The 12,955-nt window shown below is 61.4% G+C and carries 12 protein-coding genes; 5 read left to right on the top strand and 7 right to left on the bottom strand.

Annotated elements, in window-relative coordinates; translation table 11 throughout:
* Positions 1-19 precede the first annotated feature (19 nt).
* From H9Q16_RS01955 to H9Q16_RS01945, 3 genes are read left to right on the top strand one after another with little or no spacing between them, the layout of a single operon-like run.
* Positions 20-1,792: an SLC13 family permease gene (locus H9Q16_RS01955; protein WP_191073691.1), complete on the top strand. Its 1,773-nt coding sequence runs from the start codon at positions 20-22 to the stop codon at positions 1,790-1,792.
* Positions 1,792-2,223: an ion channel gene (locus H9Q16_RS01950; RefSeq protein ID WP_191073690.1), complete on the top strand. Its 432-nt coding sequence runs from the start codon at positions 1,792-1,794 to the stop codon at positions 2,221-2,223. The genes H9Q16_RS01955 and H9Q16_RS01950 overlap by 1 nt, the downstream gene beginning before the upstream one ends.
* A gap of 42 nt (positions 2,224-2,265) precedes the next feature.
* Positions 2,266-3,123 (top strand): bile acid:sodium symporter family protein, encoded by an 858-nt coding sequence (locus tag H9Q16_RS01945; protein ID WP_191073689.1) that lies wholly within the window; start codon positions 2,266-2,268, stop codon positions 3,121-3,123.
* A 96-nt stretch (positions 3,124-3,219) separates the two neighbouring features.
* On the opposite strand, the gene H9Q16_RS01940 is transcribed toward H9Q16_RS01945, so the two are convergent.
* The 3 genes from H9Q16_RS01940 to H9Q16_RS01930 all read right to left on the bottom strand — a co-directional run bounded on the left by H9Q16_RS01940 (position 3,220) and on the right by H9Q16_RS01930 (position 6,777).
* Entirely contained in the window at positions 3,220-4,998 is a 1,779-nt protein-coding gene (locus tag H9Q16_RS01940; RefSeq protein WP_191073688.1) for an SLC13 family permease, read from the bottom strand.
* A 61-nt stretch (positions 4,999-5,059) separates the two neighbouring features.
* Positions 5,060-5,968: a DMT family transporter gene (locus H9Q16_RS01935; RefSeq protein WP_191073687.1), complete on the bottom strand. Its 909-nt coding sequence runs from the start codon at positions 5,966-5,968 to the stop codon at positions 5,060-5,062.
* Positions 5,965-6,777: a TIGR00282 family metallophosphoesterase gene (locus H9Q16_RS01930; RefSeq protein WP_191073686.1), complete on the bottom strand. Its 813-nt coding sequence runs from the start codon at positions 6,775-6,777 to the stop codon at positions 5,965-5,967. The genes H9Q16_RS01935 and H9Q16_RS01930 overlap by 4 nt, the downstream gene beginning before the upstream one ends.
* Before the next feature lie 103 nt (positions 6,778-6,880).
* Here H9Q16_RS01930 and H9Q16_RS01925 point away from each other — a divergent pair, with 103 nt between their 5' ends.
* Entirely contained in the window at positions 6,881-7,714 is an 834-nt protein-coding gene (locus H9Q16_RS01925; protein ID WP_191073685.1) for an SDR family NAD(P)-dependent oxidoreductase, read from the top strand.
* A 61-nt stretch (positions 7,715-7,775) separates the two neighbouring features.
* Here H9Q16_RS01925 and H9Q16_RS01920 read toward each other — a convergent pair whose 3' ends face one another.
* On the bottom strand, positions 7,776-8,330 hold the full coding sequence (locus H9Q16_RS01920) for a 5-formyltetrahydrofolate cyclo-ligase (protein ID WP_191073684.1): 555 nt from the start codon (positions 8,328-8,330) through the stop codon (positions 7,776-7,778).
* On the bottom strand, positions 8,327-9,736 hold the full coding sequence (gene mgtE / locus H9Q16_RS01915) for a magnesium transporter (RefSeq protein WP_191073683.1): 1,410 nt from the start codon (positions 9,734-9,736) through the stop codon (positions 8,327-8,329). The genes H9Q16_RS01920 and mgtE overlap by 4 nt, the downstream gene beginning before the upstream one ends.
* A 113-nt stretch (positions 9,737-9,849) precedes the next feature.
* Here mgtE and guaD point away from each other — a divergent pair, with 113 nt between their 5' ends.
* Positions 9,850-11,178, top strand: a complete 1,329-nt coding sequence (guaD, locus tag H9Q16_RS01910) for a guanine deaminase (RefSeq protein WP_191073682.1) — start codon at positions 9,850-9,852, stop codon at positions 11,176-11,178.
* Here the strand turns inward: guaD and H9Q16_RS01905 are convergent.
* Entirely contained in the window at positions 11,175-11,603 is a 429-nt protein-coding gene (locus H9Q16_RS01905) for a CAP domain-containing protein (protein WP_191073681.1), read from the bottom strand. The genes guaD and H9Q16_RS01905 overlap by 4 nt on opposite strands.
* Positions 11,603-12,943: an 8-oxoguanine deaminase gene (locus tag H9Q16_RS01900; protein WP_191073680.1), complete on the bottom strand. Its 1,341-nt coding sequence runs from the start codon at positions 12,941-12,943 to the stop codon at positions 11,603-11,605. Before H9Q16_RS01900 ends, H9Q16_RS01905 begins: the two co-directional genes overlap by 1 nt.
* Positions 12,944-12,955 lie beyond the last annotated feature (12 nt).

Raw genomic sequence — 12,955 nt, 5'->3', positions numbered from 1 at the left:
AAAAAGCGGAGCAGGCCTTGTGACGACTGATCAGATTATCCTTTTCTCTCTCTTTGCGGCGGTCTTTGGGTTGTTGCTGTGGGGGCGGTTCCGCTATGACATCGTCGCCTTTTCGGCCCTTATGGCGGGGGTGTTGCTGGGCGTGGTCGACAGCAAGAACGCCTTTGACGGATTTGGTCACCCAGCCACGCTGGTGGTGGCGCTGGTGCTGGTGGTCTCAGCCGGTCTGGTACGATCGGGGGCGGTGTTGCTGATCACGCGCACGCTGGTGGATGCATCCCGTTCGCTTGGGGCGCATATCACATTGATGGGGGCCGTGGGCGGCATTCTGTCGGCCTTCATGAACAATGTCGCGGCGCTGGCATTGCTGATGCCGGTGGATATCCAAACGGCACGCAAGGCAGGACGTCAACCGGGGCTGAGCCTGATGCCGCTGTCGTTCGCGACGATTCTGGGGGGCATGGTGACGCTGATCGGAACGCCGCCCAACATCATCATCGCCTCGATCCGGCAGGAATCGCTGGGTGAGCCGTTTCGCATGTTTGATTTCGCGCCTGTGGGCGGCGTGGCGGCCATTGCGGGTCTGGCATTTGTGGCGTTGGTTGGCTGGCGTTTGATTCCGGCGCGTGAAGATGCGGTGATAAGTACCGAAGATATCTCGCAATATATTGCCGAGCTGACGGTGCCCGAAAATAGTAAGCACATTGGCAAACGGTTGTCGGAACTCACCGAGGCGGCGGAGAAGTCCGATGTGGCGATCCTTGGGCTGATCCGTGACGGCAAGCGACGGTATGGGACGGCGCGCAACGTGACGCTGCAGGCGGGCGATGCGCTGGTGCTGGAGGCGGCACCGGATGCGCTGGATGAATTCCGCTCGACCCTGGATCTGGCCCTATCAGACAGCGACCGCGAAGAGAAACTCAAGGCCAGCGGCGAAGGCGTTGAGATTATTGAAGTTGTCATCCCGGATGGTTCGCGTCTGGATGGGCGCACAGCGCAAACAGTCGGGCTGGCATGGCGTCAGCGTACGGTGTTGCTGGGCATCTCGCGGCAGGGCCGCAAGATCACCTCACATCTGCGCACGACCCCATTGAAAGCAGGCGATATTCTATTGTTGCTGGTGCCGCGCGACACGGCCAGCCATGTGACGGATTGGCTTGGCGTACTCCCGCTTGCGGATCGGGGTCTGGCGGTGACGGAGAACTCGAAGGTCTGGCTTGCCATTGGTCTGTTTGGCGCGGCTGTTGTGGCCGCCTCCGTTGGACTGATCTATCTGCCCATCGCACTGGGAATCGTAGTCGTGGCCTATGTGCTGGCCAAGATCGTTCCCCTGTCAGAGCTCTATACCCACATCGAATGGCCTGTGGTGGTCCTGCTGGGGTCAATGATCCCGCTGGGGGCGGCGCTGGAGACCTCGGGGGGGACGGAACTGATCGCCGGGGCGCTTGTCGGGCTGACCGAGGGGATGGCCCCGTGGATCGTGCTGACAGTGCTTATGGTGGTGACAATGACGCTGTCGGATGTGCTGAACAACACGGCCACGACCATAGTCGCCGCTCCTGTGGGCATTCAGATGGCGCAGACGATGAATGTGAACCCGGATCCCTTTTTGATGGCTGTGGCCGTCGCGGCATCAAGCGCGTTTCTTACCCCGATCGGGCACAAAAACAACACGCTGATCCTTGGCCCGGGGGGTTACAAGTTCGGGGATTACTGGCGGATGGGTCTGCCGCTTGAGATTATCGTGGTGGCGGTTTCGATCCCGGCCATTCTGGTTTTCTGGCCGCTCTGATGGGGCTTTGGGAGCAAATCGCCTACGGATCGATCATTCTGGCGTTGTGTTCTGCGATCCATCTGGGCCTGATCATTTTTTCGCTGCCCTATCTCAACAAGATCGCCGAGGCACAGCGGGCGCGGTTCAGCAGACGGCGGGCGGCCAGGGTCATCGGATTTGCCTTTGTGATCGTGCTGACGGGTCATGTGATTCAGGTCTGGCTTTGGGCGGTGTCCTATCTGTGGCTGGAGGCGATGCGGGGGCTGGAACCGGCGCTTTACTTCTCGCTGTCGAACTACACCACGCTGGGCTACGGCGATCTGGTGCTGGGCGAAGATCTGCGGCTGTTCGGGGCGTTTGCGTCCGTGAACGGGATGCTGATCTTTGGTGTCAGCACGGCTTATCTGGTGGGTATCATCGGGCGGGTGCTGCCGAAAGGCTTGCACTAGCGCGCCCTTCCCCACTAGCGTGCCTGAAAGTCGGGGGGATTCATGGATTTTCTGATCAACGTCGTGCTGCCGCTGTCGCTGGCAATTATCATGCTGAGCCTGGGCATCGGCCTGACGTGGGCCGATTTCGCACGCGTTGCGCGATACCCGCGTGCCTTTGCGGTGGGTGCAGTCAGTCAGGTCGTACTGGTGCCGCTGGCGGCCTTGCTGGTTGTGACGCTGTTTGGATTGCCGGGTGAACTGGCGGTGGGCTTTATGCTGATCAGCTTTTGCCCCGGAGGTGTGACGTCAAACATGATATCCAAGCTATCGCGGGGGGATGTGGCCCTGTCCGTATCCCTGACGGCGGTGATTTCCCTGCTCAGCATCCTGACGGTGCCGGTGCTTGCCGCCTGGGCGGTGAGTAGGTTCATGGGGGATGCGGCACCGGATGTTTCCGTGACCTCATTGGCGATTGCGATGTTCCTGATCACCACGCTGCCAGTCCTTATCGGCGTGGCCATTCGGCATTTAGCGCCTGTTTTTGCGGATCGGGTCGAGCCGGTGTTGTCCACCCTCGCCACGGTCTTGTTTGTCGTTATCGTCATTGCAGCGCTGGCCGGGAACTGGTCGACCTTCGTCGAAAACCTGCCCTTGCTGGGTCCTGCCCTGATCACCCTGAATGCAGGCCTGATGATCATCGGTTTCGTGCTGGCCGCTCTTGCCGGGCTGGCGTGGCAGGCGCGCAAGACGATCTCTGTCGAGACGGGCATTCAGAATGCCACCCTGGGGATCACGCTGGCAGCTTTGATCACAGGCCAGCCCGAGGGGTTTTCACCCATGGCGCTGCCTTCGGCGATCTATGGGATCACGATGTACTTTGTGGCCCTGCCCTTTGTTGCGTGGTTTCGCAGTCGGTAGAATTGGTCTGGCCTGATCAGCGCAAACCGTGCGGAACCACGGTTGGATGAGTTTAATCGGAAAGATGAAGGGATTGGTGCCTTTGCGGTGCCGGGCCTAGAAGAAGAACGGAATTGTGGCTGAGGCCAGCAGGGACATGCTAAGGTTGAGAGGGATGCCGATTTTCATGAAGTCGGTGAATTTGTACCCGCCGGGGCCATAGACAAGCGTGTTGGTTTGGTAGCCAATGGGCGTGGCAAAGGCACAGGACGCAGCGATCATCACGGCGACCACCAAGGGCCGTGCATCCATGCCAAGGGCTGCGGCAAGGCTGATGGCGATGGGCGTCATGATCACCGCAACGGCGTTGTTTGAAACGATTTCAGTGAAGATCGTCGTCAGCAGGAACACACAGAAGATCACGACGGTGGGTGGCATCGTACCCAGCGTGGGCGAGATGCTGTCAACGATCAGAGCCACGGCACCGGAATCCTGCAAGGCGGCGCCGACCGCGAGCATGGAAAAGATCAGGGCCAGCAGGCGGCCATCGACAAACGAGAACGCCTCTTCCGCGTCGATGCAGCCGGTGACCAGCACAAGGGCCACGGCAATCACGGCCAACATCAGAATGGGCGCGACATTGAAGGCGGCAAGCGTGACGATGCCCAGCAGGGCGATGATCGCGATGGGGGCGTGACTGCGGCGGTAGGCGCGGTCCGAGGGGTGGCTGACATTGCCAAGGTCCATCTCTGCTGCCAGGCGCTGGATGTCTTCGGCCGCACCTTCGAGCAGCAGCGTATCGCCGACCTTGACCGTGAGTTCGTCAAGCTGGCCGCTGATGTTCTGGTTGCGGCGGTGCGCGGCCAGTGCGTAAACACCGTATCGGCGGCGCAGGCGCAACTCGCCCAGTGTGCGCCCGACCATGCGGCAGGCGGGGGTGATCAGGACCTCGACGGTGGTGGTTTCCACCGATGACAATTGATCGACCGGGCGCAGGTCCTTGCTGCTTTGCAGGCCCAGAAGTTCCGCCATGTCAGTCCGCAGGATGACGCGATCGCCCTGTTTCAGCTCGACCTCTTTTAGGGCACGGCGCAGGGATCTGTCGCCGCGCACCACGTCTACCAGCCGCACACCGTCGCGCGTGAAAAGCGGCACCTCTGATGCCCGTTCGCCGATCAGGTTCGATCCTTCGGGAATGGCGGTTTCGGTGAAGAATTTTTTCTTGCTGCCTGTGCCACCCAGCATTCCGGCCATGCTGTCGCGTTCGGGCAAGAGTTTGGGTGCAAAAAGCGCCATGTAAGTCAGCCCCCAGGCACAGACCACAAGCCCGACGGGCAGGATTTCAAAAATACCGAAAGGTGCGAGGCCCTGCGTGCGCGCCACGCCATCCACCAGCAGGTTGGTCGAGGTCCCCAGCAGTGTCAGCGAGCCGCCCATAATCGCGGCATAGCTGAGCGGGATCAACAGCTTGGAAGCCTTTGTTCCCAATGTCTTGCTGAGTTGCACGACAACCGGGATCATCACCACGACCACCGGTGTGTTGTTCATAATGGCACTTGCGCCCATCACCGACAGGATCACGCCGACCACGGCCAAGCGCGGATTGGTGCGCGCATAGCGTTCGGCCAGACGTGTAAGCACATCCAGCGCGCCTGTGCGCACCAGCGCCCCCATCACGATGAACATCGCGGCGATGGTCCAGGGGGCCGAATTGCTGAGCACGGCCTGCGCGTCCGCATAGGGCAGCACGCCCAGCACCAGCATCAGCGCCGCCCCCATCAGGGCGACGACCTCGGTCGGGTAGCTTTCGCGTACAAAGAGCGCAAACATCACCGCCACCACGCCCAGGGTCACCAGCGCGCGGGTCGTATCGGTCAGATCGAGGTAGTCAAGCATGGTGCACCTTTTCGGGCGGGATAGGTCAATTCTGTCTCAGGTCCCGGGCTGCGGCAAGCGGTCATGCCGTCGCTGTGGACGTCTTGGACCGTGTTGGCTGCACCAGATACATTCCCACGAACATCGCCCCAAGTGCCAGCCAGAGACTGGCAGCATAGGCTTCGCTCAGGAGTAGCCAGGCCCACAGGAGACCAAAGCCTGTGACCAGATAGCTCACTTGCGCGGTAAAGACAGCGCCAGCGCGGCCGACCAGCCAGACGTATGTGGCATAGACCAGAACATGCACGACTGAGGCGCCCACCAGCGCCTGCTGGGCCTGTGGCAGGGGCCAGACAGGATGGATGTAGTGGCCGGCGCCAATCATGAAGGGTGTGATCACTGCCAGGCCCACCAGCGAAGACCCCAGCATCACTTGGAACGGTCCCAGCCCCTGCGTGCCGAACTTGGCCACGTAGTTGCCTTCGAAGGCATAAAACAGTGCGGTGATCAGATAGATCACGGCCCAGAACACCGGGATGGGCTGCCCCAGATCGACGGAAGGGGCGATGATCATAAGAACGCCGATCAGCCCCACGATAAGCCCGATCAGGCGGCGCAGGGCAAAGCGGTCATTGCCCATCAGCAACGCAATGGCAAAGGCGAACATGGGGATCACACTGAGCAACAAAGACATGATGCCTGCCGGGAGGTGGACCGCTGCCTGATAGGATAATGTGTTGGGAAAGACGGTGCCGGTCAGGGCGATCACCAGATAGAGGCGAAGTGCCGGCGCGGTAAAGGGAACGGCCAATCGCCTGATCCCGCAAATTGCCGCCATCAGGGTCGCCCCCAGCACCAGTTGCCAGAAAACCAGTCCGTAGTGGCCGTAACCGGTGCTGACGGCGATCTTGGTCAGCGGCTGGGTCATGCCCCAGCCTGCGCCCATCAGGACAAGGATGCCGGTGTAGAAAAGGACATCGCGTCCGCTCAAGGTGCGGCGCTCTGCAAGACACCGCCCTGCCGGACGGGGACAACGCGCGTCGCCCGACCGGTGCGATCGTCGGTTTCAATATAAACGCCTGACACCGTCGCCTCGCCGTTGGCAGGGGTAAAGCGTTCCTTTGGCATGCCGGTGATGAAACGGCGCATCGGCTCTGTCTTTTCCATGCCGATGACCGAAATGTAATCACCACACATGCCCGCGTCGGTAAGGTAGGCCGTTCCGCCGGGCAGGATCATGGCGTCGCTTGTGGGAACGTGGGTATGTGTGCCCACAACAAGACTGGCACGACCATCGCACCAGTGGCCCATGGCCATCTTCTCGGACGTGGCTTCGCAATGCATGTCAACGATCACCGCCTGGGCCATTCCCCCTAAAGGGTGGGCTTTGAGCACCGGATCGAGGGCTGAAAATGGATCATCAAAGGGGCGCTTCATGAACACTTGTCCCAGTGCCTGAGTGACCAGCACCTTCTTGCCGTTTTGCGCGGTAAATAGTCGAGCCCCCCTGCCCGGAGCGTTTTTGGAAAAGTTCAGAGGCCGGATGATGCGCGGTTCCTGTTCGATGAAGCTGAGCATGTCCTTTTGGTCAAAGGCGTGGTCCCCCAGAGTCAGGCAATCGGCGCCTGCGTCCAGCAATGTCTTGGCGTGTGCACCGGTCAGGCCCATACCAGCGCTGGCATTTTCACCATTCACGACGATGAAGTCGAGCTTCCAGTCGCTGCGCAGTGTTGCGAGGTTTTCGGTGATCGCACGGCGCCCCGCACGGCCCATGACATCGCCGAGAAAGAGTATTTTCATGCGCCCAAGCGTTAGGCCGAGTGGCCCGGCAGTGCAAGGGCGGATGGCTTGTGAATTGAATGCCAAAAGCGCAGGCTGTGGCGGGATCAGAAGGGAGTGCACCATGTGGGATCAAATCAAAGCGGACAAGGGCGTTGCGGTCATCACCGGCGGCGCCAGCGGCGTGGGGCTTGCGTCAGCGCATCACCTCGGTGGATTGGGGTTCACTGTCCTGATCGCGGATGTCGCGGCCGCGGCGCTTGATGCGGCAGCAGACGCATTGCGCGCGGCAGGAATCAACGTACACACGCACGCCACAGATGTTGCCGATCCAGCGGCGGTTTGGGCGCTTGCCGACAAAGCGTTCGCGCTGGGTCCGGTCGCGGTTCTGATGAACAATGCGGGCATCGGCCTGCAGTCCAGCACGTTGGACATCGGCGACACCTGGCGACAGATGATGGAGGTAAACTTTTTTGGGATCCTCAACGGCGTGCAGGCCTTTGTGCCCCGCATGAAGGCGGCAGGAAACGCTTCGGTGGTGATCAATACCGGTTCAAAACAGGGGATCACATGCCCGCCGGGTAATCCGGGCTACAATGCCTCAAAGGCCGCAGTCAAAGTGTTGAGCGAGCAATTGGCCCATGAATTGCGCGAAGACGGGGCGCAGATTGCGGTGCACCTGTTTGTGCCGGGGTTTACCTATACGGGGATGGTCGCGCGGTTCATGCCGGAGAAGCCGGATGGCGCGTGGACCAGCGAAGAGACGGTTGATTACCTGTTTGAGAAGGTTGGTGAGGGCCAGTTTTATGTTCTGTGCCCGGATAACATGGTGGATGAGGTGACCGATCGCAAAAGGGTCGCGTGGTCAGCCGGGGATATTGTGGAGAACCGTCCGCCCCTGTCGCGCTGGCATCCGGATTGGGCGGATGCGTTTGCAGCGTTTGAAGCGGCGGACTGAGATCAGGGCATAGGCTGGTCAGTCTGCCGACCTTGACGGTGATCGGGGCCGAGTACCTGTCCTATCCGACTTCGATGACGCCTGCTTCGGTCACAATCAGGTCCAGTGGTTGATCTGTTGGCTCCAGCGGCACGTCGGCCTCTTGACCGGCAAAGGCAAAACCGATGGCCAGCGTCGGGCGCTTGGCACGCAGCCCTTGCAGCGTGCGGTCATAAAAACCCCCTCCGTAGCCCAATCGCGCCCCGGCGCGGGTGAAGGCGAGCAAAGGTACGATCACGATTTCCGGCTCGAAAAACTGCGGATCGACGGGAACCGCTGCGCCAAATGCGCCGGAAACCATTTCAGTATCCGGCGTCCAGGCGGCGAAGTTCAGCGGCTGCCCTTCGGCGATGATGACCGGCACGCCGACGGGGCCGTAGGCGCTGGCTTCGGCCATGGCGGGCGTCGGGTCGATCTCTGTCCGGATGGGCATAAAGCCTGACAGCGGCACGCCACGGTAGCCTGCAAGCACTTCGCTGAGGTATCCGGCCTGAGCCTCATTGGCGGTGTCAAACAAGGGTTTGCGGCGCGCGAAGGCGGCCTTGCGCGCGGCGGTTTTGATCTCGGAGAGGCTCACAGCAATACCAAAGCTGCCAGCCCCAGAAAGGCAAAGAAACCAACGATGTCCGTGACAGTCGTGACAAAGGCGCCGGAGGCCAACGCCGGATCCACCCCGATGCGTTCCAGCACGATGGGAATGCCGGTGCCCGCAAGCCCCGCGACCACCATGTTGATCACCATCGCCACCGCGATCACGTAGCCCAGCGCGGGCGAGCCAAACCAGATCACGCCGACGATCCCCATGACCACAGCAAAGACCAGACCGTTGATCAGCCCCACGGCGCATTCGCGGCGGATCACGCGCCAGACGTTGGAGCCGGTGAGGTCCTTGGTTGCGATGGCCCGCACGGCCACGGTCAGGCTTTGCGTACCTGCATTACCGCCCATGGAGGCGACGATGGGCATCAACACGGCCAATGCCACAATCTGGGCGATGGCCAATTCGAATTGCGCGATCACGAGGGAGGCGGCAATCGCGGTGACCAGATTGACCGCCAGCCACGGCAGACGTCGCCGGGTCGTGGCGCGGATCGAATCCGACAGTGTGGATTCGCCGTCAACGCCCGCAAGGCGCAGGATGTCTTCTTCGTGTTCTTCATCAAGCACCACCATGGCGTCATCGATGGTGATCACACCGATCAGACGCCCTTCGGCATCGACCACGGGTGCAGAGATCAGGTGATACTGGTTGAACGCATAGGCCACATCGCCCTCGTCCAGCGTGGCGGGCATGATCTGAAAGGTTTCTTCCAGCAGGTCACTGAGCGGCACCTCGCGGCGCGAGCGCATCAGCTTGCCCAACGTGATGTTGCCCACCGGGTGCAGGCGCGGGTCGACCATCACGATGTGGTAGAATTGCGCGGGCAATGCGTCTTCGGGCGTGCCGCGCAAGTGGTCGATCGCCTGACCAACGTTCCAGTGCTCGGGGGCCATCACGACCTCGCGTTGCATCAGGCGACCGGCGGAGTACTCGGGCCAGGCCAGCGATTGCTCTACGGCGGCGCGGTCTGCGTCTTCCAGTGCGTCGAGGATCGCCTCTTGCTGGTGGTCCTCCAGGTCTTCGACCAGATCGACGACATCGTCGCTGTCCATGTCACGCACGGCCTGCGCCAGCACTTGCGGCTTGAGAACGCCGATGACCTCTTCGCGGATGCTTTCGTCAAGTTCGGACAGGATTTCGCCGTCAAATTCGCGGTCATAGAGCCGAATCAGGTGAGCGCGGTCATAGGGGGTAATTTGTTCCAGAAGGTCGGCGATGTCGGCTGCGTGCAGCGGGTCCATCAGCTCGGTCAGCTTGTCGCGGTCATCGATTTCGACGGCATAAAGGATGCCGTCGACCTGGCGGCGGCCCAGTTCGTAAACCTCGCCCTCTTCCGCGTCCTCTTCGGGCGGGACATCCAATTCTTCTATTTGATCGGCCATGCGGGCGTCCTCCCCTATTGCGCGGACCATAGGCAGGGTGTGCGGGCCTGACAATGGCAGGCGGGCCGGTCTTTGCGATTGTCGCCGGTGGCCTGCGCTTCTAATGTCAGCGCATGACCGAAATGACCTTATTGATCGGCCCGACGTTGCGCTTTGATGGCGACCCTATGCAGCAGCCATGGGACGATGCGGTACGCATTGATACCGACGGCGGCGTGCTGATGGCGAGCGGGCGTATCGTGGAGGTTGGCAGCGGGGCGACGTTGCTGAAGGCACATCCGGAGGCAGCGGTGACACGGTATGGTAAGACCACGCTGATCTGCCCCGGTTTCATCGATGCCCATGCGCATTACCCGCAGACCGCGATGATTGCGTCATGGGGCAAACGCCTGATTGACTGGTTGAACGACTACACTTTTCCCGAAGAGATGCGGCTGGCGGATCCCGCGTATGCAGCCAGCATTGCTGCACGTTATCTTGATCTGACGCTGGCGCATGGCACCACCACGGTGGCCTCTTATTGCACCATTCATCCGCACAGCGTCGACGCGCTTTTTGAGGCAGCCGCAGCGCGCGGTCAGCGGATCGTGGCGGGCAAGACCTGCATGGACCGAAATGCACCGGAGGGTCTGTTGGACACAGCGCAGTCGGCATATGACGACAGCAAGGCAATGATCGCGCGCTGGCACGGACAGGGCCGTGCGGGCTATGCGATCACGCCGCGGTTTTCGCCAACCTCAACGCCCGATCAACTGGCGGCGCTTGGCGCACTTTGGGCAGAGTATCCCGACTGCCTGATGCAGACCCACCTGAGCGAACAGATTGATGAGATTGCCTGGGTCAAAGGGCTTTATCCGCAAGCGCGGGATTATCTTGATACCTATGAGGCACATGGTTTGCTTGGGGCGCGCGGGGTTTACGGCCATGCGATTCATCTGGAGCCCCGCGAGGTGGACAAGCTGGCAGAAGTGGGGGCGGCATTGGTGCATTGCCCCACGTCCAACACCTTTATCGGATCCGGCCTGTTTGACATGGCGGGCCTCACAGCACGGCGCATTCCGGTCGGGCTGGCCACGGACACCGGCGGCGGATCGTCATTTTCGATGTTGCGGACCATGGCGGCGGCCTATGAGATCGGGCAGCTGCGTCATGCGCCGTTGCATGCTGCGCAATTGATGTGGTTGGCGACGGCGGGATCGGCGCGTTCGTTGCATTTGGGCGATTGCATCGGCACGTTGGCGGCGGAGATGGAGGCGGATATCACCGTGCTTGATCTTGCCTCGACACCAGCCATTGCACAGAGGGTGGAGAATGCGGGCGATATATGGGAGGCGGTTTTTGCCACTCTCATGATGGGCGATGATCGCGCGGTAGAGGATGTGTGGGTGGCAGGGGTGCAACGCCGGGCCGACGCACAACTCGTGTCGGAGGGTTGGCGCTAGCAGGGTGCGGCGAGCACGATGACCCAATAATCCCCCTGCCCGCGTGCAATCCCGAATTCGCGCGCCTTGCGGTTTACCATGTTGCGCAAGTGTGGGGGCGAGGCCGTCCAGGCGGCCATGGTTTTGGCGATAGTCTGCGTCCCTTTGGCAATGTTTTCAGACATATAGCACGCAGGATACCCTGTTGCCTGGATGCGCTGAATCATGCGTGATCCATCGCTGCCGCGATGGGAGAAGAAGCCCTTGCGCGCCATGTCGCTGGCGTGGCGCATGGCCGCTTTTTCCAAAAGCGGGGAATACGTCACCGGGGCAAGTCCGCGTTCTGCGCGAATGCCGTTCAGCGCCCGTGTGGCCGTTTCATTGGCCAGCAGGGGCGCGCCGCAAAGGGCTGCCGAAAGGACGAATATTGCAAGGCCGCGTTTCATCACGCATTCCCCAAATCCACTGCCATCTGGTTTTGCCGCGCCACAAGCGCGCCCAGGTCAAGCGTTGTGATCTGTCCATCGCGCACAATCTGGCGGCCTTCAACAAAGAGATCGCGCACCACTGTGGGACCGGCAAGAAGCAGCGCAGCGGGATCCCAGCTGCCGGCGGAAGACAGCCCGGAGACGTCCCAAAGGGCGATATCGGCCCGCTTGCCAACCTCAAGACGCCCGCAATCAGCGCGGCCCAATACGTCAGCGCCGCTGCGGGTTGCGATTTCAAGCGCTTCGCGGGCGGACATGGCATCAGCGCCGCGGGCGACGCGTTGCAGCAGCATCGCCTGACGGGCCTCGGCAACCAGATTGCCCGCGTCGTTGGAGGCAGAGCCATCCACGCCCAGACCGACCCGCACGCCTGCATCCCGCATCGCCCGCACCGGTGCGATGCCCGACCCAAGCCGACAGTTTGAGCAGGGGCAGTGCGCTACACCTGTGCCGGTCTCGGCGAAAAGGGCGATCTCGGCGGGGTCAAGTTTGACACAATGGGCATGCCACACATCGCGGCCTACCCACCCGAGGTCCTGGGCGTATTGACCGGGGCGGCAGCCGAACATTTCCAGCGAATAGGCAATGTCTTCTTCGTTTTCGGCCAAATGGGTGTGCAGCATCACGCCCTTGTCGCGCGCGAGCAGAGCGGCCTCGCGCATCAGATCGCGGCTGACGGAAAACGGCGAACAGGGGGCGATACCTACGCGGCACATGGATCCTTCGGCGGCATCGTGGAAGGCGTCGATGACGCGCATGCAATCCCGCAGGATCGCGTCCTCTTTTTCGACCAGCGCGTCCGGGGGCAAGCCGCCTTCGCTTTCGCCGATGCTCATAGCGCCGCGAGTCGGATGGAACCGCAGGCCCAGTTCCGCAGCGGCATGAATGGTGTCTTCAAGCCGTGCGCCGTTCGGATAGAGGTAAAGGTGGTCAGAGCTGAGCGTGCAGCCAGATAGGGCCAGTTCCGCCAGCCCGATCTGCGTCGAGACATGAAAATGGTCCGGCGTCAGGTGCCCCCAGATCGGGTAGAGCGTCTGCAGCCAGCCAAAGAGCAACGCATTCTGACCGGCAGGCACCGCGCGGGTCAGAGTCTGGTAGAGGTGGTGATGGGTGTTGACCAGTCCGGGCGTGACAACGCAGGTCCGGGCGTCAATGATGTCAGCCCCGTCTGGGGTGAGACCAGCACCGATGGCGGCAATCACACCGTCACGCAGATGCAGGTCAACCCCGTGCAATTCGCGGCGCGTGTTATCCATTGTCAGGACGTGTCGGGCATTCTTGATGACGATATCTTGCATCTCACAGGCCTC

Origin of the sequence: Sulfitobacter aestuariivivens, assembly GCF_014763045.1 — a bacterium.
GTDB classification, from domain to species: domain Bacteria; phylum Pseudomonadota; class Alphaproteobacteria; order Rhodobacterales; family Rhodobacteraceae; genus Sulfitobacter; species Sulfitobacter aestuariivivens.
This window is presented reverse-complemented; position numbering and strand designations above follow the sequence as displayed.

What these genes read in the sequence shown, in the direction of transcription:
- H9Q16_RS01950 (WP_191073690.1), top strand. Translation starts at nt 1,792, where the DNA reads ATGGGGCTTTGGGAGCAAATCGCCTACGGATCGATCATTCTGGCGTTG.
- H9Q16_RS01945 (WP_191073689.1), top strand. Translation starts at nt 2,266, where the DNA reads ATGGATTTTCTGATCAACGTCGTGCTGCCGCTGTCGCTGGCAATTATC.
- H9Q16_RS01940 (WP_191073688.1), bottom strand. Translation starts at nt 4,998, where the DNA reads ATGCTTGACTACCTCGATCTGACCGATACGACCCGCGCGCTGGTGACC.
- H9Q16_RS01930 (WP_191073686.1), bottom strand. Translation starts at nt 6,777, where the DNA reads ATGAAAATACTCTTTCTCGGCGATGTCATGGGCCGTGCGGGGCGCCGT.
- H9Q16_RS01925 (WP_191073685.1), top strand. Translation starts at nt 6,881, where the DNA reads ATGTGGGATCAAATCAAAGCGGACAAGGGCGTTGCGGTCATCACCGGC.
- mgtE (WP_191073683.1), bottom strand. Translation starts at nt 9,736, where the DNA reads ATGGCCGATCAAATAGAAGAATTGGATGTCCCGCCCGAAGAGGACGCG.
- guaD (WP_191073682.1), top strand. Translation starts at nt 9,850, where the DNA reads ATGACCGAAATGACCTTATTGATCGGCCCGACGTTGCGCTTTGATGGC.
- H9Q16_RS01905 (WP_191073681.1), bottom strand. Translation starts at nt 11,603, where the DNA reads ATGAAACGCGGCCTTGCAATATTCGTCCTTTCGGCAGCCCTTTGCGGC.
- H9Q16_RS01900 (WP_191073680.1), bottom strand. Translation starts at nt 12,943, where the DNA reads ATGCAAGATATCGTCATCAAGAATGCCCGACACGTCCTGACAATGGAT.